18 protein-coding genes and 1 pseudogene are annotated in these 21,952 nt (G+C 67.7%); 4 read left to right on the top strand and 15 right to left on the bottom strand.

The window, feature by feature from the left end; genetic code table 11:
• Positions 1–85: 85 nt before the first annotated feature.
• Positions 86–1,432, bottom strand: a complete 1,347-nt coding sequence (locus GD429_RS06340; protein ID WP_152856153.1) for an MFS transporter — start codon at positions 1,430–1,432, stop codon at positions 86–88.
• Between the two features lie 297 nt (positions 1,433–1,729).
• Here GD429_RS06340 and GD429_RS06335 point away from each other — a divergent pair, with 297 nt between their 5' ends.
• The 4 genes from GD429_RS06335 (at position 1,730) to GD429_RS06320 (ending at position 6,462) form a co-directional block, all read left to right on the top strand.
• Positions 1,730–2,767 (top strand): LacI family DNA-binding transcriptional regulator, encoded by a 1,038-nt coding sequence (locus GD429_RS06335; RefSeq protein ID WP_193727064.1) that lies wholly within the window; start codon positions 1,730–1,732, stop codon positions 2,765–2,767.
• A gap of 212 nt (positions 2,768–2,979) precedes the next feature.
• Positions 2,980–4,761: an IlvD/Edd family dehydratase gene (locus GD429_RS06330; RefSeq protein WP_152856151.1), complete on the top strand. Its 1,782-nt coding sequence runs from the start codon at positions 2,980–2,982 to the stop codon at positions 4,759–4,761.
• A gap of 32 nt (positions 4,762–4,793) precedes the next feature.
• Entirely contained in the window at positions 4,794–5,975 is a 1,182-nt protein-coding gene (locus tag GD429_RS06325) for a fumarylacetoacetate hydrolase family protein (RefSeq protein WP_152856150.1), read from the top strand.
• Positions 5,976–6,069: 94 nt separating this feature from the next.
• Positions 6,070–6,462 carry a cupin domain-containing protein gene (locus GD429_RS06320; protein ID WP_321574430.1) on the top strand — a complete coding sequence of 131 codons (393 nt, stop codon included), beginning with the start codon at positions 6,070–6,072 and terminating at the stop codon, positions 6,460–6,462.
• Positions 6,463–6,619: 157 nt separating this feature from the next.
• Here the strand turns inward: GD429_RS06320 and GD429_RS06315 are convergent, their stop codons facing one another.
• The 14 genes and pseudogenes from GD429_RS06315 to GD429_RS06250 form a co-directional block, all read right to left on the bottom strand.
• Positions 6,620–7,096: a helix-turn-helix domain-containing protein gene (locus GD429_RS06315; RefSeq protein ID WP_152856149.1), complete on the bottom strand. Its 477-nt coding sequence runs from the start codon at positions 7,094–7,096 to the stop codon at positions 6,620–6,622.
• An 11-nt stretch (positions 7,097–7,107) separates the two neighbouring features.
• Complete coding sequence (locus tag GD429_RS06310; RefSeq protein ID WP_152856148.1) at positions 7,108–8,259, bottom strand: NAD(P)/FAD-dependent oxidoreductase; 1,152 nt, start codon at positions 8,257–8,259, stop codon at positions 7,108–7,110.
• Positions 8,259–9,683, bottom strand: a complete 1,425-nt coding sequence (locus GD429_RS06305; RefSeq protein ID WP_152856147.1) for an NAD(P)/FAD-dependent oxidoreductase — start codon at positions 9,681–9,683, stop codon at positions 8,259–8,261. Before GD429_RS06305 ends, GD429_RS06310 begins: the two co-directional genes overlap by 1 nt.
• Positions 9,665–9,973, bottom strand: coding sequence for a (2Fe-2S)-binding protein (locus tag GD429_RS06300; protein WP_152856146.1), 309 nt, complete (start codon positions 9,971–9,973; stop codon positions 9,665–9,667). The genes GD429_RS06305 and GD429_RS06300 overlap by 19 nt, the downstream gene beginning before the upstream one ends.
• A 74-nt stretch (positions 9,974–10,047) precedes the next feature.
• Entirely contained in the window at positions 10,048–11,325 is a 1,278-nt protein-coding gene (locus GD429_RS06295) for an NAD(P)/FAD-dependent oxidoreductase (protein WP_152856145.1), read from the bottom strand.
• Between the two features lie 160 nt (positions 11,326–11,485).
• Positions 11,486–11,824 (bottom strand): annotated as a pseudogene (locus GD429_RS06290) (aldehyde dehydrogenase family protein); the annotation flags it as partial.
• 75 nt (positions 11,825–11,899) lie between these two features.
• Positions 11,900–13,084: a M20 aminoacylase family protein gene (locus tag GD429_RS06285; protein ID WP_152856184.1), complete on the bottom strand. Its 1,185-nt coding sequence runs from the start codon at positions 13,082–13,084 to the stop codon at positions 11,900–11,902.
• Between the two features lie 68 nt (positions 13,085–13,152).
• Entirely contained in the window at positions 13,153–14,610 is a 1,458-nt protein-coding gene (locus GD429_RS06280; RefSeq protein ID WP_152856144.1) for an aldehyde dehydrogenase family protein, read from the bottom strand.
• The gene (locus GD429_RS06275) at positions 14,607–15,884 is read right to left on the bottom strand and encodes an NAD(P)/FAD-dependent oxidoreductase (RefSeq protein WP_152856183.1); all 1,278 of its coding nucleotides are present in this window, start codon (positions 15,882–15,884) and stop codon (positions 14,607–14,609) included. Before GD429_RS06275 ends, GD429_RS06280 begins: the two co-directional genes overlap by 4 nt.
• 135 nt (positions 15,885–16,019) lie before the next feature.
• Positions 16,020–17,345, bottom strand: coding sequence for an NAD(P)/FAD-dependent oxidoreductase (locus GD429_RS06270; RefSeq protein WP_152856143.1), 1,326 nt, complete (start codon positions 17,343–17,345; stop codon positions 16,020–16,022).
• 2 nt (positions 17,346–17,347) lie between these two features.
• A complete protein-coding gene (locus GD429_RS06265; RefSeq protein WP_152856182.1) occupies positions 17,348–18,082 on the bottom strand; it encodes a cupin domain-containing protein in 735 nt (244 codons plus the stop codon).
• A 313-nt stretch (positions 18,083–18,395) separates the two neighbouring features.
• Positions 18,396–18,851, bottom strand: a complete 456-nt coding sequence (locus GD429_RS06260) for a helix-turn-helix domain-containing protein (RefSeq protein WP_152856142.1) — start codon at positions 18,849–18,851, stop codon at positions 18,396–18,398.
• Between the two features lie 248 nt (positions 18,852–19,099).
• The gene (locus GD429_RS06255) at positions 19,100–20,974 is read right to left on the bottom strand and encodes an ABC transporter ATP-binding protein (RefSeq protein ID WP_152856141.1); all 1,875 of its coding nucleotides are present in this window, start codon (positions 20,972–20,974) and stop codon (positions 19,100–19,102) included.
• Positions 20,974–21,930, bottom strand: coding sequence for an ABC transporter permease (locus GD429_RS06250; RefSeq protein ID WP_152856140.1), 957 nt, complete (start codon positions 21,928–21,930; stop codon positions 20,974–20,976). Before GD429_RS06250 ends, GD429_RS06255 begins: the two co-directional genes overlap by 1 nt.
• Between the last annotated feature and the right edge of the window lie 22 nt (positions 21,931–21,952).

Here is a 21,952-nt window from a genome sequence, read left to right as displayed (position 1 = left end):
TGGTCGGTCGCGCGATAGCCGCTGCATCGTCGATACCGGCGCCGCGTCCTCGTCAGGCGCCGCCACGCGAACGACTGTAACGGACCTACTGCTCGGCCGCGGGCACCAGGATGCTACGCGGAATCAACGCGATCAGCACGCAGCTGACCAGCAGGCAGGCGCCCAGTGCGTAAGTACCGTTGTTGATGTTGCCGGTCATTTCCTTTGCGATGCCGGTGATCATCGAGCCCGTGAAACCGGACAGGTTGCCCACCGAGTTGATCAGCGCAATGCCGGCGGCCGCGGCCGTGCCGGACAGAATCTGGCCCGGGAAGGTCCAGTAGATCGGCATCAGCGCCAGGATGCCGCAGGTGGCGATGGTCAGGAACACGATCGACAGCGCCACGTTCTGCGCGCATGCCGCGCTCATGATCAGGCCGACGCCGCCGATCAGCGCCGGAATCGTTGCATGCAGGCGGCGCTCGCCCGTCTTGCGCGAGTGCGATGCGTTCCACACCATCGCGAAAATTGCCGTCAGGTACGGAATGGCGGTAAGCAGGCCGATATGCAGCGGGCTCCGCACGCCGGACGCGCGAATGATCGACGGCAGCCAGAAGGCCAGCCCGTAGAAGCCGGTATTGAATGTGAGAAGGATGAAGGTAAGCAGCCAGACGCGCGGGCTGCGCAACGCGGCACCGACGCTGTGCGACTTGTGCGCGGCCTCGGATTCGAGGTTGCGCGACAGCACCGCCTTTTCCTGGTCGGACAGCCACTTCGCCGACTGCGGGCCGTCGCCGAGGCAAGCCAGCACGACGAACGCCACCACGATCGACGGCAAACCTTCGAGCAGCAGCATCCATTGCCAACCGCTCATGCCCGACAGGCCGTGCGTCTGCTCCATCAGCCAGCCGGACACCACGCTGCCCAGCGTCAGGCTCAGCGGGATCGCCACCAGGAAGCCCGACATGGCCACGCTCTGGCGGCGCGCCGGAAACCAGTAGTTCATGTACAGGATGACGCCCGGGAAAAAGCCGGCTTCACACAGGCCCAACAGGAAGCGCAGCGTGTAGAACATGGTGGGCGTCTGCACGTGGAAGAACTGCGCGAGCGGCACGATGAAGGCCATCGACGACGACACGATGCCCCATGTGATCATGATCCGCGCGATCCAGAAGCGTGCGCCGTACCGGTGCAGCAGCAGGTTGCTGGGCATCTCGAACAGGAAATAGCCCCAGAAGAACACGCTGGCGCCGAACGCATAGACGCTGTCGCTCAGGCTCAGGTCATCGAGCATCTGCAGCTTGGCGAAGCCCACGTTGACGCGGTCCAGGTAGGCCACGACGTAGCAGAGCAGCAGCAATGGCAGGATGCGCCGCATGACCTTGCGGTAGAGGGCGTCTTCGGACGAGTCTGCCGCGGCCGGCGCGTCAGCGGCCTGGGTGATGGTTGGCATCGGATTGTCTCCTGATTGTGTAGGTCTTCTTCGTATCGGCGCGCTCGCCGGCTCGCCGATGTTACCGATACCATCCGGTGATAAAAAAAACCGTCGGCCGGGCGACGGGAGCAACCGGCGCTCTGATACCGGTAACAGATTTGAAGGTAGCATGCGCCGACAGGCGAGTTCAAGTCCCGACGAACGAGTGGTTTCCCTAGTGCTGGCGTCGATGCAATGGGGGTGCAGCGGGCGGCCTGCACGGTACGCCGCACCGGTATGATGTTGCCTTTACATGTTTCAGCGATCGCGATTCCGATGCCCAGCCCCACCGCCGTCCGGCCTGCCGGACCGCCCCGCATGTCCGACGTAGCCCGCCTGGCAGGCGTATCGAAGATGACCGTGTCGCGCGTGCTTGCCGGCCACAGCGTGGCCGCCGAGACGCGCGAACGGGTCTGCAAGGCCATCGACCAGCTCGGCTACGTGGCCGATGCTGCCGCCGGTGCGCTGTCGTCGGGGCGGTCGGAATTTGTCGCGGTGCTGGTGCCGTCACTGTCGAGCTCCAACTTCTCGGACACCGTGCGCGGCCTGACCGATGCGCTCGAACCGCATGGCCTGCAACTGCTGCTCGGCGACACCGACTACGACCTCGAACGTGAAGAACGGCTGGTGCGCTCCATGCTGCGTCACCAGCCGCGCTGCATCGCGCTGACGGGTGCGCAGCACACCGATGCGACGCGCAAGGTGCTGCAGCGCTCGGCCATTCCCGTGGTCGAGATGTGGGACCTGCCCACGCATCCGATCGACACCGCCGTGGGCTTCTCCAACGTGCGCGCCGCGCGTGCGATGGTGCGGCACCTTGCCGGGCAAGGTTACCGGCGCATCGGCTTTCTAGGCGGCGCCAGCGAGCTGGACCGCCGCGGCCTGGACCGGCTCAAGGGGTATCAGTCGGAGATCAAGGCACTCGGACTGTGCGAGCCGCGCGTCGTGCGGCTCGGTGAATCGCCGATCACCATGAGCCACGGCGGCCCCGCCATGGCAGCCCTGCTGGAGATGTGGCCGGACACCGACGCGGTGATGTGCGTGAGCGACATGTCGGCGTTCGGCGCGATCATGGAATGCCACCGGCGCGGACTGTCCGTGCCGGCCGACATGGCCGTGGCCGGCTTCGGGAACTTCGAAGTGGCGACATGCTGCCACCCGACCATCACCACGGTGTCGGTCGACGCCTACGGCATTGGCGTGCGCACGGGCGAAGCCCTGCTGGCGGCGCTGCAAGCGCGTGACGACGGCGAACGGGTCGAATCGCAAAGCATCCGCATCGACTACACGATCGTCGCGCGGGAAAGCGCCTGACGGGCTGAAGGCCCGGTTTGCCGCCCTTACAAGATGAGAATGGTCGCGCGTCGACGCGCGACTGCGTAGCGGCTCGCGCCCTCATCCCGCCCCCACTCGCACGCAAAATCCCCTTTCGCAACGCAAAATCCCCGTGCTAACATCGGCTCGTATGTTACCGGTAACTATCCGGCAAAAAAACTGAACGAAGAACCATTCGGAGACAGCCCACCATGTCACAACCCCCTCGCCGCCTGCGCAGCCAGGAATGGTTCGACGACCCTGCCCATGCGGACATGACCGCGCTCTATGTCGAGCGCTTCATGAACTACGGGCTGACACGTGAGGAGCTGCAGTCGGGCCGTCCCATCATCGGCATCGCACAGACGGGCAGCGACCTGGCACCGTGCAACCGCCACCACATCGGACTGGCCGAGCGCACCAAGGCGGGTATCCGCGACATGGGCGGCATTCCGATGGAATTCCCCGTGCATCCGCTGGCCGAGCAGAGCCGCCGGCCCACGGCCGCGCTCGACCGAAACCTGGCCTACCTGGGGCTGGTCGAGGTGTTGCATGGCTTTCCGCTGGACGGTGTGGTCCTGACCACCGGCTGCGACAAGACCACCCCCGCCTGCCTGATGGCCGCGGCCACCGTGGACATGCCCGCCATCGTGCTGTCGGGTGGACCGATGCTCGACGGCTGGCACGAGGGCAAGCGCGTCGGTTCGGGCACGGTGATCTGGCACGCCCGCAACCTGCTGGCTGCCGGCGATATCGACTACGAAGGCTTCATGAAGCTGACCACGGCATCGTCGCCGTCGATCGGGCACTGCAACACCATGGGCACGGCGCTGTCGATGAACAGCCTGGCCGAGGCGCTGGGCATGTCGCTGCCGGGCTGCGCGAGCATTCCGGCCGCGTACCGCGAGCGCGGCCAGATGGCTTACGCCACCGGCAAGCGCGCGGTCGAGCTCGTTCGCGAAGACATGCGCCCGTCGAAGATCATGACGCGCGCGGCGTTCGAGAATGCCATCGTCGTCGCCTCCGCGCTCGGCGCGTCGACCAACTGCCCGCCGCACCTGATCGCCATTGCGCGCCACATGGGCGTGGAACTGAGCCTGGACGAATGGCAGCGCCTGGGTGAATCCGTGCCGCTGCTCGTCAACTGCATGCCGGCCGGCGAATACCTCGGCGAGAGCTTCCACCGCGCCGGCGGCGTGCCCGCGGTGCTGCGTCAACTCGATGCGGCCGGCCTGCTGCGGCGCGACTGCCTGACCGTGTCCGGTCGCGCGATCGGCGAGATCGCCGACACGGCGCGAGATGCCGACCGCGACGTGATCCGCACGCCCGAAGACCCGCTCAAGCACGGTGCCGGCTTCATGGTGCTGTCGGGCAACTTCTTCGACAGCGCCATCATGAAGATGTCGGTGGTGGGCGAAGCCTTCCGCCAGACCTACCTGGTCGAGCCGGGCGCGGAAAATACCTTCGAGGCACGCGCGATCGTCTTCGATGGCCCCGAGGACTACCACGCCCGTATCAACGATCCTCGGCTGCAAATCGACGAACGCTGCATCCTGGTGATCCGCGGCTGCGGTACGGTCGGCTACCCGGGCAGTTCGGAAGTCGTCAACATGGCACCGCCCGCGGACCTGGTGAAGCGTGGCGTGACGTCGCTGCCATGCATGGGCGACGGACGCCAGAGCGGCACGTCGGCCAGCCCGTCGATCCTGAACATGTCGCCGGAAGCGGCGGTCGGCGGCGGCCTGGCCATGCTGCGCACGAACGACCGCATCCGCGTGGACCTGAATCGCCGCAGCGTCGACGTGCTCGTCGATGAAGACGAACTCGCGCGCCGCCGCGAGACTGCAAGTTTCGCCGTGCCGCAGGCACAAACGCCCTGGCAAGAACTCTATCGCCGGTTCGTGGGCCAGTTGTCCACCGGCGGCTGCCTCGAACCGGCCACGCTGTACCTGAAGGTAATCGAGCAGCGCGGTAATCCGCGCCATTCGCACTGACCCAACCGCCCACGACTCTTGCCGAGCTGACCATGCGTACTCCTTCCGTTTCCGACTGCCTGCCGCACAACCTTGCGCAGGCCCTGCTGATCGGCCGCGTCTGGCGGCACAATGGTGCCCACGCGGGCCCGAGCGTCGTCGCCGTGCGCGGCGGCGAGATGTTCGACATCACGTACACCGTGCCGACCACCGCGGACCTGTTCGACCGTCCCGACGCAGTCGCAATCGCGGGCACCGCCCCCGGCGAATCGCTCGGCCGCGTCGAGCCCCTGCTGCAGGCGGCGCTGGACGGCACGCCCGGCGCCACTCACCTGCTCGCCCCATGCGATGTGCAGGCCATCAAGGCTTGCGGCGTCACCTTTGCCGTCAGCCTGATTGAACGCGTCATCGAAGAACAGGCCGGCGGCGATCCCGCCAAAGCGAGGGACGTGCGCGAAACCATGGCCGCGACCATCGGCACCGACCTGTCGAAGATCGTTCCCGGTTCTGAAGCCGCCATGCGCCTGAAGGCGGAACTCGAGCGCCGCGGCGCGTGGTCGCAATACATGGAAGTCGGCATCGGCCCGGATGCCGAGGTGTTCTCCAAGTCGCAGCCGATGTCGGCAGTGGGCTTCGGCGCGGACGTGGGCCTGCTGCCGGTGTCGGTGTGGAACAACCCGGAACCGGAGATCGTGCTGGCGGTCAGCTGCGACGGCAGGCCGGTAGGCGCCACGCTCGGCAACGACGTGAACTTGCGCGACATCGAAGGCCGCTCGGCGCTGCTCCTCGGCAAATGCAAGGACAACAACGGCTCGTGCGCGATCGGCCCGTTCGTGCGGCTATTCGACGACCGCTTCACGCTGAACAGCGTGCGGCAGGCCAGCGTGTCGCTGCGCGTCGAAGGCGCGGATGACGGCTTCGTCCTCGACGGCATCAGCCACATGCGCGAGATCAGCCGCGACCCGGCCGACCTCGTCGCGCAGACCTGCGGCGCGCATCACCAGTATCCCGACGGTTTCATGCTGTTCCTGGGCACGATGTTCTCGCCGATCCAGGATCGCGACGCACCCGGCGGCGGATTCACTCACCACCTGGGCGACCGCGTCACCATCTCCACGCCCATGCTGGGCGCACTCGTCAACACCGTGCGGCTTTCCACGGAGATCTCGCCATGGACCTTCGGCGTGCGTGCCCTGTACGCCAACCTGGCCGCACGCGGCCTGCTCGATGCGTGAGGCCGTTCACGGACGATCCGGACTTTCATCATGCATCAGCGTTGCATACAGTACAGACTCGAGCCATTCCCGTGATCCCTTCCAGGAGACAACCGTGCCTGTCGATTTGTTTGCCGAATCGTTCGACCTCGAAGCCGCATTCGGCGACGTGTCGGAATACTGGTCGCCCAAAGTCGTTGCGCAGGTCAACGGTCAATACGTGAAGGTCGCAAAAGTACGCGGACAGCTCGTCTGGCACGACCATGCACACGAAGACGAGCTGTTCTTCGTCGTGCGCGGGCACCTCAGGATCGAATATGAAGGCGGCCGTGTCGTCGATCTGCCCGCCGGTTCGATGCACGTCGTGCCGAAAGGCACGCTGCACAATCCGGTCGCCGATGACGAATGCTGGATCGTCCTGATCGAACCCGTTCAGACGAAGCACACCGGCGACGTCGAATCACCGCTGACACGGACGATCGACGAGCAGTTGGGTGTGTCGCGCTGAGTCCATCCGTCGACCTTGACCATCGCTCCCGGGCCGGGAGTATGGCCGGATAGCCCGGAAAAACGTCCCCGTCGTTGCACGGCGATGTCGCCGGCCCGCTCGTTCCGATACGGGCCCTGCCGAACGAGCCGGTCGAACCGGCATTGCCCGCGAAACGTCAGGCCGAAGCCGCCGTGCCGCCCGCGCCCTGCTCGCGCGCCGGCGACCCACGCCGCCCCGACACCGCCCCCGGCGTGACATTCGTCCGCGCCGCGTTCGGCCGGTCGACGTAATCGCGCGGCGTGCGCCCGAGCACCCTTCTGAAATGGCGGCACAGATGGCTCTGGTCGAAGAACCCGACCTCGGTCGCGACGACCGACGGCGGCAGCCCCGCGCGCAGCAAATCCTGCGCGCGCCGCACCCGCACGAGGCACAGATAACGATGCGGCGACACGCCCAGCTCGCTGCGAAAGCGCGCGGCAAAACGCGACACGCTCAGCCCGGCCACCGCCGCGAGCGCCTCGATGCTCAACGGCTGCGCGTACGAAGTCTCGATAATGCGCAGCGCACCGCCGACGGCGCGCGACACGGGCTGCGCAACGCCGAACGGGCGGATCGCATCATGATCGATCACGTGATGGAAAACGTCGGCCATGCGCGGGTTCCTCAGGTCGTTGCATGCTTCGCGTCGGCCGGCATCGCGAAGCGCCCGATCGCGAACGGCTCGATCGGCGTGCTCGTCGCGCCCGTGTCGATCAGCTCCGCCATCGTGTCGCCGACGCCCGGGCCGAGCTGGAAGCCGTGCCCGCAGAAGCCGAACGCGTAATACAGCCCGTCGACCTTCGCGCTGCGCCCCATGATCGGCCGGTCGTCCGGCATGTAGCCCTCGACACCGCTCCACACGCGAATGATGTTCAGCCGCGTCAGCGCCGGTGCGACACGCGCGAGCTGCGTGAACTGCAGCAGCGTGCTCTCGGGCAGCACCTTCGCGCGCCGTTCGTCGAGATAGGCCGGCGCGCGCGCGCAGCCGCCGATCACGATGTTGCCGCGCTCGACCTGCCGGAAGTACACGACTTCCTCGATATGCGGCGACGATACGCCGACGGCCGGCAGGATCGAATACGGCACGGGCTCCGTCACGCACATCTGCGGCCCGTTGATCGCGATCGGCACCGGCTCGCCGAACTGCGTGCTGAGCTGGTTGCCCCACGCGCCGGCCGTCACGAGCAGGTTCGGCGCGCAGAACACGCGGCCGTCGGCGCTCGTCGCGCGGAACGTGTCGCCATCCTTCTCGACGGTCGCGATCGCGGTGTTCTCCTCGATCCGCGCACCCGCGCGCGCCGCCGCGCGGCCGAACGCCGGCGCGGCGAGGCGCGGGTTCGCATGGCCGTCCAGCGCCGAATGGGACGCGCTCAGCACCTCGGGGCCGAGAAACGGAAACTTCGCGCGCATCGCCGCGCCGCGATACAGGTCGAGCGTCAGCCCGTATTGCGCGGCGTCGCGCGCATAAGCCTCGAACATGTCGTCCTGCTCCTGCCGGTAGCACACGCGGACGTGCCCGGTCTGCAGGAATTCGGCGCTGTGTCCGATCAGCTCGGGCATCCGGCTCCAGATCTCGCGGGAACGGTTCGAGAGCGGCAGTTGCGGCAGGTAACGGCCCTGGCGCCGCACGTTGCCGAAATTGACGCCGCTCGCCTGCTGCCCGATCAGCCCGCGTTCGAGCAGGATCACCGAGCGGCCGCGCCGGCGCAGGAAAAACGCGGCCGCGGCGCCCATGAAGCCGCCGCCCACGATCACGACATCCGCATCGGCCCGCATCACTCGTCCCCCTTCATCGTCACGGCGTCGTCACGCGGCGCGGGCGGCTCGCCCGCCGCCGCACGCAGCGCGACCGGCAGCGGCTTCACGGGCGCCTGCCCGCGCAGGCGGCCGACCGCCTCGAGCGGCACGCCGGCCGCGGCGGCGATCACCTCGGCCCCCGCGTGGCCGCAGTAGCGGCCCTGGCAGCGCCCCATCCCGACGCGGCTGAACGCCTTCGCGCGATTCGCCTCGCACGCGCCTTCGTCGCGGATCACGCGGCGCAGCTCGCCGACGCTCACGCCCTCGCAGCGGCACAGGATCGTGTCGTCGGACAGCGTCGCGGCCTGTTGCGCGGGCCACGGAAACGCCTGCACGAGCCCCGCGCGGAAACGGTCCATCTTCATGCGTTCGCGCTGCAGCGCGGCGACCGCGCGCGCGTCGACCGGCCGCCCGAGATCCGTCAGCAGCGCAAGCGCCGCGAGGCGGCCCGCCGCTTCCGCGCCGTCCGCGCCGAGCACACGCGCGCCGTCGCCGGCCAGATAGACGCCCGTGGCCGAACTGCGCCCCATGTCGTCGAGCTGCGGCAGCCATTGCCGCGTGTCGCCGTCGAAGCGGAACGCGCAGCCGGCCAGATCCGCGAGTTGCGTCTCGGCGCGCAGGTGGTAGCCCAGCGCGACCGCGTCGCAATCGATGAGCGCGGCGGTGCCGGCGGCGGTGCGAAAGCGGACGGCCGACACGCCCTGCGCGGGATCGCCGTGAATCTCGAGCGGCTCGATCCCGTGCTCGATGCGCACGCCGGCACGCTTCAGCGCACGCGTGAGCGCGATGCCCTTCGCGAGCACGTCGGGCCGCGCAAGCAGTTTCGGCAGCGCGCGCAGCCGGTTCGCCGCGGGCGACGTGTCTAGCACCGCCGCGACCTTCGCGCCGGCCTGCACGTACTGGTTCGCGACGAGATACAGCAGCGGGCCCGAGCCCATGAACACGACGTTCGCGCCGATCGCGCATGCCTGCGCCTTCAGCGCGATCTGCGATGCGCCGAGGCTGTACGTGCCCGCGTACTGCCAGCCCTTGACGGGCATCAGCCGGTCGGTCGCGCCCGGGCACAGCACCAGCGCGTCGTACGGGCGGCGCACCGACACGCCGTCGTGCGCGGTGTACAGCGCGCCGCCGGACAGGTTCCAGGCCAGCGTGTCGGGCGCGTAGTCCAGCGACGCGCGCAGGCGTTCGAACGTGTCGTGCAGGTCTTTCGCGCGCGCGGCCTCGGTGCCGTACAGCTTGTCGTACGGGCGCGAGAACGTGTCGGGCTGACGCCGGTAGATCTGGCCGCCGTCGCGCCGGCCTTCGTCGATCACGAGCGGCCGCACGCCGGCTTCCACCAGCGTCTGCGCGCAGCGCACGCCGGCCGGCCCGGCGCCGACGACGATTACGCGAGGCTCGACCATTGCGCCTCCGGTTGGCGGGTGACGATGTCGAGGTCCGGCTGCACGACGGTCGTGCACGCGCGCAGGCGCTCGCCGTCGGCGGTCCAGACCCAGCAGTCCTGGCACGCGCCCATCAGGCAGAACCCGGCGCGCGCCTCGGGGCCAAACTCGGACTGCCGCACGTGGCCGGCCTGCGTCAGCATCGCGACGAGCAGCGTATCGCCTTCGAGCCCGTTCACCGTGCGGCCGTCGACGCGGAACGCGACCGGACGGCGCCCGGTTTCGGCGAGACGAACGAATCGCCCTGTCATATCCAACCCTCCTGTCGCGCGAGCGCGCCGCCCACCGGCCGGCCCGTCGCGCGTCTTCTCATCGTTTTCAACGTTCAGTGCAGGATGTCCTGCAGCCGGTAATACGCGCCGACGAACGGCAGGAACCACGCATGCCCGAAATGGCCCGGCATCGCCGGCCAGTCGAGCTCGCGCCACGGATTCGACGCGGCCGCGCCATACATCACGTCGGCCATCACGCGGCCCATGTGCACCGACATCTGCACGCCGTGGCCGCTGTAGCCCATCGAGTAATAGACGCCTTCGTGCTGGCCCGCACGCGGCAGGCGGTCGGCGGTGATGTCGACGAGCCCGCCCCAGCAATAGTCGAGCCGCACGTTCGCGAGCGCCGGGAAATACTCGGCCATCCCGGCGCGCAGGATGTCGCCGCTTTTCGCATCGGAGCGCGGGCTCGACATCGCGAAGCGCGCGCGCCCGCCGAACAGCAGCCGGTTGTCGGGCGTCACGCGGAAGTAGTTGCCGATCTGGCGCGACGTCACGTAGGCGCGGCGGTGCGGAAACAGCCGGTTCAGCTGCGCTTCGGGCAGCGGCTCGGTGACCACGATGAAACTGCCGACCGGCGCGATGCGCCGCCGGAACCACGCGAACGGCCCGTGCTGCGATGCGCCGGTCGCGACCAGCACGCGATCGGCCACGATCGTGCCGCGCGTGCAGGTGATCGCGTGGCGCTCGCCATCGAGCCGCTCGAGCTGCGTGACGGCCGCATGCTCGTAGATGCGCGCGCCGGCCTGCGCCGCGGCTTGCGCGAGCCCGACGCCGAACTTGCCCATGTGCATCTGCGCGCCGTTGCGCTGCAGCAGGCCGCCGTGGAAACCGTCGGAACCGATCTCGTCGCGAATCCGCGACGGCTCGATCAGTTCGATATCCGGATCGACGTCGCGCCGCAATGCGTCGAAGGTCTTCGCGAGCCCCGCGAAATGCTGCGGCTTCGCGGCAAGTTTCAGCTTGCCGGCGCGCCGGAAATCGCAGTCGATCGCGTGGTCGGCGACGATCGTTTCGACGGTTCGCACCGCGCTCTCGTACGCACGATAGAACTGCTTCGCCTGCTCGGCGCCGAGTCGCGCGGCGAGCGACGCGTAGTCCTGCGCGACGCCGGTGTTGCATTGCCCGCCGTTGCGGCCGGATGCCTCCGCGGCGACCTGCGCGGCTTCGAGCACCACGACCGACACGCCACGCTGCGCGAACGCCAGCGCCGCCGACAACCCGGTAAAACCGCCGCCGATCACGACCACGTCGGCGCGCCCTTCTACGGGCCCTTCGCTGCCGGCGCGAAAGTCGGGGCGGGTTTCCAGCCAGTACGATTCGAATTTCATCGGATCCTTCGTGAGCAATCGGGCGCCGCGCATGACGCGCATGCGGAGCGCCGGCCCGCCTGTCGCCGCAGGTTCGCGACCGGGCGATGGCCGCCCGGTGAATACCATTTAAGCATCGACAAAAAGCGCAGTTGCCGCGTATTGACGCACCGCGCGCGCATCATCCGCTGTTTTGCCGGGCCGCGACAGCACACCATGCGCAAGCCGCGCGCGGCAGCCTGCACGCGCCGATCGAGCGTCGTCCGATCCGGTCATGGAACGCGCCGGCGTCATTCGTCACGCCCCCACTCTTGAAGCGCAGGTTCGCCTCGTAGGCATAGCGGCCGAGGTCGGCCGTATGCACGCCTGCCGCGAGCCCGTACTTGTCGTGCGCGGCGAGCGCGAGCGCTTCGTCCTCATCGTCGAACGTCCGCAGCGTCAATACCGGCCCGAAGATTTCATCGCGCACGGCAGGTGACCGGGTCATCACGCCGGTCGGGATCGTCGGCACATGAAACGCCTTCCAAATGGCGCCGTTCCGCAACCGGGTGCGCGCGACGAATCGATCCCCGGCACGATGGGTCGAACCGCCGCGTCAAACGGTCCCGAAGTAGTGCTGCGCCAAGGCGACCCAATACCGGACGCCGGCCGGAATGATGTCGTCGTTGAAATCGTATTTCGGGTGATGCAGAGCCGGCGCGGCCGTTCCGGCCGGCGCATTGCCGATCAGCACATAAGCGCCGGGCCGCTCCTCCAGCATGAAGCCGAAGTCTTCGGACGTCATGTTCGGCGGCACGTCGCGGTAAAGGCGTTCGTCGCCGAACGTCTCGCGAATGACCGTTTCGCAGAGCGCCGTCTCGGCCGGCGTGTTGACCGTCGCGGGGTAGTACTGAAAAAACGCGACCTCGACTTGCGCGCCATAGGCACGGGCCAGCCCCTCGCACATGAGCTGGACGTCGCGCTGCAGCTTCTGCTGCAATGTCGACGATAGCGTGCGAATCGTCCCGCGCAACTCGGCGCTGTCCGGAATGACGTTGTCCGTCGTTCCCGCATGGAACATGCAGACGGAAATGACGGCAGGATCCACGGGATCCTTGTGCCGCGCAGCGATGGTCTGACACTGCAGCACCATCGAACACGCGAGGGGGACGGGGTCGACGCCCAGATGCGGCTGCGCCGCATGCGCGCCCTTGCCCGTTACCGTAATCCTGAACCGGGAGCCCGCGGCCATGATCGGGCCGGTACGCAACCCGAAATGCCCGGCAGGCAAACCGGGCCAGTTGTGCATGCCGAATACCGCCTCCGTCGGACATTGCTCGAACAGCCCGTCGTCGATCATCTTCCGCGCGCCCGCGCCCCCCTCTTCTCCGGGCTGGAACACGAAATGAACCGTGCCCGGCAACTGCCGTAGTTCCTTCAGGATTCGCGCGGCCCCGAGCAACATGACGGTATGCCCGTCATGCCCGCACGCGTGCATGACCCCTCGGGCGCACGATGCGTGCGCAAAGTCATTGGCTTCCTGGATCGGCAACGCATCCAGATCGGCACGGAGCACGATGCCGCGGCCCGGATTCGCACCGGGCAGGCTCGCGACGACTCCCGTGCCTCCGATCCCACGCGAAACCGCGTAGCCGAGATCTTCAAGCTCACGGGCGACGACGTCGGCCGTCCTGTGCTCTTCGAATCGCAACTCGGGATGCGCATGCAGATCGCGGCGCAATGCCGCCCAGTGCGCGTGATGCGTGTTCAGCGACGCCTCGGGGATGACGGGGATTTCCAATCTCGGCACCTTTACCAAGCAAACGGATTCAAATGTGTAATGCCGCCGCAACGCGCGCAGCAGCTGCTTCAATCATGGAAACCCAGGATCGACTTGATCTCCATGTACTCTTCCATCCCTTCGATCCCGTACTCGCGACCGTTCCCCGACTGCTTGTACCCGCCAAACGGAGCCTGCGGGTCCCATGCCGGGTAGTTCAGATGCACCTGACCCGACCGGATGCGCGCGGCCACCGCGCGCACGCGTTCCTTGTCGGTGCCCTGCACATGTGCGCCAAGTCCGTAAACCGTATCGTTCGCGATAGCGATGGCTTCTTCGACGGTGTCGTAAGGAAGGATCGCGAGGACCGGACCAAAGATCTCCTGCTGCGCGATCGTCATGTCGGTGCGGACATCGGAAAAGACGGTCGGCCGCGCATAAAGGCCTCGATCGAAACCCGCGGGCCGTCCGGGCCCACCGGCGATGAGCTTCGCCCGTTCGTCGATGCCCGCGTCGATCATCTGCCCGACGCGATCGAACTGCGCGCGATTGGCCAGCGGGCCATGCGTCGTCGCTTCGGCGAACGGATCGCCGACGACCATCCGTTCCGTTGCCGCGACGACCAACGCTTCGACGCTGCCCAGAAGGCTGCGCGGTACGATCATACGGGTCGGCGCGCTGCACGACTGGCCCATGTTCCGGAACGCGGCGGCAACGCCCGGCGCGACGGCACGCGACAGGTCCGCATCGGGCAACACGATGTTCGGCGACTTGCCTCCAAGCTCCTGCGCAACGCGCTTGACGGTCGGAGCCGCCGCTTGCGCAACCAGTACGCCCGCACGCGTCGACCCCGTGATCGAAACCATGTCGACCTCCGGGTGCGACGCGAGCGCCGCACCCACTTCCGTTCCACTGCCGCTCACCAGGTTGAATACGCCCGCGGGCACGCCCGCATCGGCGATCACTTCCGCAAACAGCAACGCGCTGAGCGGCGACAGCTCGCTAGGTTTCAGGACCACGGTACAGCCCGCTGCGAGAGCCGGGCCGACCTTCGCCGTGATTTGATAGATCGGCCAGTTCCACGGCGTGATCAGCGCGCACACGCCGATCGGCTCGCGCACGACCGCGGTCGTCCCCCGCCGGGTCCGGAACGGGTAGCTGGCCAGATTGTCGCGCGCGACCCGGATATGTTCGGCCGCGAGCGGCACATGGGCACCGCGCGCATAGCTGATGGGCGCGCCCATTTCCATCGTGAGCGCCGTGGCGAACAGTTCGGCACGCTCGAGTATCAGCGCATGAACGCGGTCGAGCAGCTCGGCGCGTTGCTGCGGCGACGTCGCGGCCCAGCGTTCGAAAGCGTCGCGCGCGGCCTGCACCGCGCGGTCGGCGTCGCGTGCGTTCCCAAGCGGAATTTCGCACAGCGTGTCTTCGGTGGAAGGGCAGACGACCGCGAACCGATCGCCGCCGTCGGGCATGACCCAGTCTCCGTCGATGAAGAATCGATTCAGCCTTCCGGCTTGCATCAGGTGACGAACAGGTGAATTCATTGCAGGGTGTCCTTGAGTCGGTACCACGCGCCCACGAACGGCAAAAACCATGCTTTGCCGAAGTGGCCGGGAATAGCGGGCCAGTCGAAACTGTTCCACGGGTTGAGATCGGCTCGCCCGTCCATGATCTCTGCCATCAGCGTGCCCATCAGCGTGGCCATGTGCGTGCCGTGGCCGCTATAGCCCATCGAGTAATAAACACCTCGTCGCTGGCCCGCGCGCGGCAGGCGGTTGGCCGTCATGTCGACCATGCCGCCCCAGCAATGGTCGATGCGCACGCTGGCCAGTTCGGGAAACACGGCGGCCATCTGCTGTCGCAGGATCAACCCGCTCTTTTCGTCCGAACGGGGGTTGGACGTCGCAAACCGCGCACGCCCGCCAAACAGCATCCGGTTGTCGGGCGTGACGCGAAAGAAGTTCACGAAGTTCTTCGTGTCGGTGACCATCCGGCGAGTCGGCAGCAACCGGTCCAGAAGTTCGCGCGGCAAAGGCTCGGTGACGATGATGAAAGCGCCGACCGGCACGATCCTGCGTCGGATCCAGCCGAACGGCCCCAGCTGCGAAATGCCGCTCGCCAGAAGAACCTGGCGCGTACGGATCTCACCGAGCGGCGTTCGCAACGCGTATGCGCCACCCGCCTCCCTCTTTAACCCGAGTACCGGCGCGCGCTCCAGGATGTGCGCACCGCGCGCTTGCGCGGCGTTCGCAAGGCCGCGCACATAGCGGCCGACGTGCATCCCGGCACTCTTCTCGAAGATCAACCCGCCGTGATAACGGTTCGAGCCGATCTCGTCGCGCAGTTCCGCCTTCGTCACCACGCGCGTGTCCGGATCGACGCTCGCGGCGAGCAGCGCCTGACTTCGCACAAGCTTGTCGTAGTGCTCCGGCTTCGCCGCGAGCTTGAGCTTTCCGCAGCGCACGAAATCGCAGTCGATCGACTCCTCCCTGACCAGCCGCTCGACCGTGTCGACACCCGCGTCGAACGCAAGATACAAGCGGTTGGCCAGTTCCGTGCCGATGCGCTGCGACAGTGCAGCGTAATCCTGCGCGAAGCCGTTGTTGCACATGCCGCCGTTGCGTCCCGACGCCGCCTGCCCCACGGTGCCGGCTTCACAGACAACGACGCGCGCGCCTTTTTTCGACAGCGCCAGTGCAGCCGCCGAACCCGTGATTCCGCCGCCCACCACGACCACGTCGCAACTTCCGTCAGGCAAATCCGGCGAGCTGCTCACGAATGGCTCGGACGTATCGAGCCAGTAGGAACTGAAACGCATCACACACTCCAAAGCTGACGCACCAGGCTGGAAAGCCGGCGGGCATTCGCCGCACCGATCCGGTTGGTCGCGCACGATCCGAACCGAAGCGCATCATTCAGACGCCGCCACCGCCTTCCGCGTGACGGCCGCAAACTAAAAATCAGCGACCTTGCCCCAGGCGGATTCGCCGAATCGGCCGGGCCGATACGGTATCGGGTCTACGATCGGCCGCGCACCGGTGGCGAGATCCGCGATCAAGTGACCCGCGCCCGGGCCGATGCCGAAGCCGTGCCCGGAAAAGCCTGCCGCCAGGATCAAGCCCGGCACGCCCGGCACTTCGCCGATACCCGGGACGCCGTCCGGCGTGCTGTCGACGAACCCGGCCCAGGCGTGAGTGACCGTCGCTTCACGAAGTTCGGGCAGCAGTTCGACGGCACGGCGGTACGTTTCGGTGATCGTCTGCTTATCGGGCTTCGGATCGAGAATGCGCACCGCCTCCATCGGTGTCGGCGCATCGAGTCGCCACCGCTTCAGCGATTCGTGGCCGCCGCGCATGCCTTCGAGGCCTCCCGGAAGAAGGCTGCGCCAGCGCTTCGCGAACATCGGCACGAAATGCGGGGCGAATCGCAGGAACTGCGGCGTCACATCCACGCGCGCGCGGCCGCTGATGGCCAGTGCGTAGCGTCCGTCGCTCCGACGCGTAACGGACACGCCGGAGGTGTACAGCGCATCCGGCAAGCGCTGTTCGACAGGCGACACGCTCAGGATCGACTGGCGAATCGAGGCCTGAGGAAAACGGATGCCGAGCTGGCGGCAGAACGACGAAGCCCACGCGCCACCGGCGAGCACGGCCGTTCTGGTCTTGATCACCCCGGCTTCCGTCACGACGCCGGAAACCCGCCCGCCCTCGAGTTCGATGCCGCGGGCCGCGCAGTGCTGGTTGACGCTGCCGCCGAGCTTCATCAGTGCAGCGGCCACGGCCGGCGCGGCCTTCGCCGGGTCGGCGGTGCCGTCGCTCGGCGAGAAGACGCCGCCCTTCCAGGGCCGCCCGGTTGGCTGCCCGCGCTGGCTCGCTTGCCGGCTGTCGAGCATGTACGTCGTCACGCCCGCGGTCTTTGCGAACTCGCCCCAACGGGACCAACGCGACAACTCGGCTTCGTCATTGCTCAGATACAACAGCCCGCAACGATGAAAACCCGTGTCTTCGCCGGATTCGGCGGCAAATCGTTCCCAGAGATCGAGGCTCTTGCTTGCCATCGGCAACTCGCGCGCGTCGCGGTTTTGCTGCCGGCACCAGCCCCAGTTGCGGCTCGACTGCTCGGCTCCGATCCTGCCCTTCTCGACCAGCGCGACCGAAACCCCGCGCAGGGCCAGGTAGTAGGCGGTAAAGACGCCGATGATCCCGCCTCCGATCACGACGACGTCAGCCGCGGCCGGCAGCGTGGGCGAGGTTTGTATGTGCTGCAGTGGAGGCGACATGATCAATGTTGCCCGGTTGAAGACCGGACTTCTTGCACGACGTAGAACTTCGCCACGCGATCGCTGCTTTCCCAGCCGATCGATGCGCCCTGCGGGACGAAAAGCGCGTCGCCGACGCCGACCGACAGCACGCTGCCATCAGGCGCGGCGAACCGTACGCTGCCGGCCAGCAGCTGCATGAACTCGTTCACGCGATGCGGGCGAACGATCCGATGGTACGGCGTCGAATCCCACGTACCCGCGCAGTAAGCTGCGCCGTCGTCGGTGAAGACGTTGTCACTGCGGCATTGTGGAGCGGGCCCGAGCAGCACGTCGGCCGACAGCGATGCAGACGGCTTGAAGTCGGCATCGGCGCGCAGCGCAAAGAGGCCGCGTTTCGTCGGATTCCTGCAAGCCGCCGCGCAGAACATGAAAAGCACGGGCGATGCTGCACTGACGCGAACCGTTGTGCCGCTGCCGATGACCGCCCCCGCTTGCGGGCCGAGCACCAACGGCGCTGCGCCGGGCACTTCGAGCGTAAGCTCTCCTTCCACGACGACGATGGTTTCAATGTGCGGAAAGCTCGGCACGTCGAGCTCGCCCACGAAGCCGATACGGCCCGCGGCCATCGAGTCGGGGCCTTCCCATGCGATCTCCCGATGTCGCCCGAACGGGTCGTTCTCGCCGAATGACTCCCTGCGGAAGACGGTTGACAAAGGCGTGCCGTCGGCACGGTGCAACACGAATGCTACGGTCATTTCTGCTCCTGCGCATTGCGCGACGATCTTGTTGAAATGTCCTCGGGCGGCACCGGAAATCGTCGTTCTCGCGACTTCGTTTCCGGAAACCGTCAGGAGTATTGATCTGTTGGATAAAGCGTATTCGTTGCGAAATAATTCAATCGCTCGGCTGGTGGTTCGTGCCTGCAATTATGCGTCTCGGACCTTCCCGACTGATTAACTTCCAGGAAATCGATCGTTAAGTACGGTTTAATGTGCAAGCCACGGGCCGGCAGGCGGCTTCACCGAGCAGCCAGGGCCGGTCGCAGCCGCACGCCCGCTCCGCTTTCGCCTACGCGGCCTGGCAGGACGCGCCACGGCGTTCATCGAGCGTGCGCATCGACGACGTTCGCGCCTGCGCCCCACCCGACCGCGCGCTCACGTAATCGCGCGGCGTAATCCCGAGCACCCGCCGGAAATGCCGGCACAGATGGCTCTGGTCGAAGAAACCGACTTCGGTCGCCACGACCGACGGCGCCACGCCGCCGCGCAGCAAGTCCTGCGCACGCCGAACACGCACCAGACACAGATACCGATGCGGCGACAGCCCGATTTCGCTGCGAAAACGCGCGGTGAAACGCGACACGCTCAACCCGGCCACCGCCGCGAGCGTATCGAGATTCAGCGGCTGCGCGAACGACGCATCGATCGTGCGCAGCACGTCGCCGATGGCCGGCGATACGGGCCGCCCGACGCCAGCAGCGCGGTGCACCGCACTTTCGACCGAATCGTGGAACAGAGCGACCATGTTCGCCATCCTCATGCGGCCGCCTGCGCGGCCGTTACCGGTGCGACGATGCGCGCGATCGCGAACGACTCGATCGGCGTGCCGGTCGCGCCGGTGTCGATCAGTTTAATCACCGTCAAGAAGCGCAGTTGCGGCGGATTCGCGCACGGCGCACGCACAATCCACCGTTCTTCGCGACCGCCGCAGCAGCCTGTGCGGAAAGCCGATCGCCGGCCTACGCGAGCGCGGTGCACTCATGGTGCGGCCCACTACAGGCGCACCGGCTGCGACGGCACGGCGGCCGTGTCGGCCGGCTCCGCCTGGAAGCGCTTCAGGTCTTCCTCGCTGCGATGGCACAGCACCTGCGCGCCGTTGTCGAGGGTACGCAGCACGGGCGCCGTTCGATTGCATACGCCGTCGATCCGCATCGGGCAGCGCGACAGGAACGGGCACAGCCCGGCGTGGTCCGCGCTCGCGCCGATCGGCACCAGCGGCCGGTGGCAACGCTCGGCCGCATCGTCGAGCCAGCCCGCACGCAATTCCGGCGCCGACGACACGAGCAGGTGCGAGTACGGGTGATAAGGCGGCGCGCACAGCGCGTCACGGCTGCCCGTCTCGACGCGGCGGCCCGCGTACAGCACGACGATGTCGTCGCTGATCGCGCGCACCTTGGCGATGTCGTGCGTGATGAACACGTACGACACGCCGAGCTTCGCCTGCAGTTCGCGCAACAGGTCCATGATCGCGGCGCCGACCACGGTATCGAGCGCCGACGTCACCTCGTCGCACAGGATCAGGTCGGGCTCCGCCGCGAGCGCGCGCGCGAGGTTCACGCGCTGCTTCTGCCCGCCGGACAGCTCGCCGGTGCGCCGCCCGGCGACCGCCTGCGGCAGGCGCACGAGCTCGAGCAGTTCCGCGACGCGCCGCCGTGCGCGCGCGCCCTTGATGCCGTGATAGAACGCGAGCGGTCGCGCGAGCGTGCGCTCGACGGTGTGCACCGGGTTGAGCGCGGTATCCGCGTTCTGGAACACGATCTGCACGCGGCGGTGCTGCTCCTTCGTGCGCTTGGCCGTATCGAGCGCGAGCGGCTCGCCGTCGAGCAGGATCTGCCCGCCGGTGGCCGGCACCAGGCCCGCGATCACCTTCGCGAGCGTCGTCTTGCCCGAGCCCGATTCGCCGATCACGCCGACCGTCTGCCCGCGCCCGATGCGCAGGTCCACTTCGTGCAGGATCACCTTGGCCGGCCAGCCTTTCGCGGTGCGGCCGCCGTAGCCGGCGATCGCGCCGCGCACGTCGAGCAGCGGCGCAGGCGCGGCCGGCGCGGCTTTCGCGGCCCGTTCGGCATCGCTCGGCGCGACCGCCGCGATCAGGCTCTGCGTGTACGGATGCGCGGGCGCATGCAGGATCTGCCCCGTATCGCCCGACTCGCGGATCACGCCGTCGCTCAGCACGATGATCCGGTCGGCCATCTGCGCGACGACGGCCAGGTCGTGCGACACGTACACCGCGCTCATCCCGTAGCGCCGGATCACGCTCTTGAACGCCTGCAGCACGTCGATCTGCGTGGTCACGTCGAGCGCCGTCGTCGGCTCGTCGAGGATCACGAGTTCCGGATCGGTGATCAGCGCCATCGCCGCCATCAGACGCTGCAACTGGCCGCCCGACACCTGGTGCGGATAGCGCTTGCCGATCGTCTCCGGCTCCGGCAGCGCGAGCGCGCGGAACAGCTCGACGGCCTTCGCCTGCGCGTCGCGCTTCGTCAGCGTCCGGTGGATCAGCGCGCTCTCGATCACCTGGTCGAGGATCGTGCGCGACGGGTTGAACGCGGCGGCCGCGCTCTGCGCGATGTACGCGACCCGGCGGCCGCGCAGCGCGGTCAGCGCCGCTGCGGGCAGCCTGCAGACGTCGGAGCCGTCGAGCTTGACCGAGCCGCCGGCGATCCGGCAGCCGGCGCGCGCATGGCCCATCAGCGACAGCGCGATCGTCGTCTTGCCGGAGCCGGATTCGCCGATCAGCGCGAGCACCTCGCCGCGCCGGACGTCGAAGTCGACGCCGTCGACGATCGTCGTTTCCGCACCGCCCGGCCGGCCGCCGACCACGCGCAGCCCGCGCACCTCGACGAGCGGGTTCGATTCATGTCGCATCAGTGTGCTCCCGCGGCGGCGGCCGCGCCCTTGCGGCGGCCGCGATGCGGCAGGCCGTCGATCAACAGGTTGACGCCCACCGTCAGGATCGCGATCGCGACCGCGGGCATGATTGCGACGGCCGAGCCGTCGCCGAGGCTGGCAATGTTCTCGCGCACGAGCGAGCCGAGATCCGCGTACGGCGGCTGCACGCCGAGCCCGAGGAAGCTCAGGCCGCTCAGCAGCAGCACGACGAACGTGAAGCGCAGGCCTGTGTCGGCGAGCATCGGGTGAATCATGTTCGGCAGCATCTCGACGCACGCGATGTACAGCGCGCTCTCGCCGCGCGCTCGTGCGACCTGCACGAATTCGAGCGTGCTGATGTTGACCGCCAGCGCGCGCGCGATCCGGTACGAGCCCGGCATGTAGCTGATCGCGGCCGTCAGGATCAGCAGCGGCAGCGACGAGCCGAACGCGGCGACGATCATCAGCGCGAACATCTTCGACGGGATCGACGTGAGCGCATCGAGCACGCGGCTCATCGTCTCGTCGACCACGCGGCCGGACACCGTCGCGAGCAGCCCGAGCGTCGTGCCGGTCAGCGCGGCGAGCAGCACTGCCGCGAGCGCGAGCAGCACGGTCAGCCGCGTGCCGTACAGGATCCGGCTCAGCATGTCGCGGCCGAGGAAGTCCGAGCCGAACGGCAGCTTCGCGCTGAACGGCGCGAACACGTCGGGCGTGACGATCGTGCCGACTTCGTGCGGCGCGAGGAGCGGCGCGAACACCGCGACGAACAGCATCAGGCTGGCCATCGACAGGCCGATCCAGCCGCCGGTGGTCAACGCCGGGCGCATCGCGCGGCGCTTGCGCGGCTGCTCGGGGGAAGGTGCCGCAGGCGGCGTGTCGCCCCATGACGGGCGCGGATCGCCGGGCGGCGGCAGCGCGCTGCTGCGTTGTACGGGTTCGATCGGGTGCATGTTCGGCATCTCGGGAGAAGGA

The organism is Burkholderia sp. BE17, assembly GCF_009362305.1.
In the GTDB taxonomy this organism is placed as follows: Bacteria; Pseudomonadota; Gammaproteobacteria; order Burkholderiales; family Burkholderiaceae; genus Burkholderia; species Burkholderia pyrrocinia_C.
Note: the sequence above shows the minus strand (reverse complement) of the source record. Positions and strands in the feature narration are given on the sequence as shown.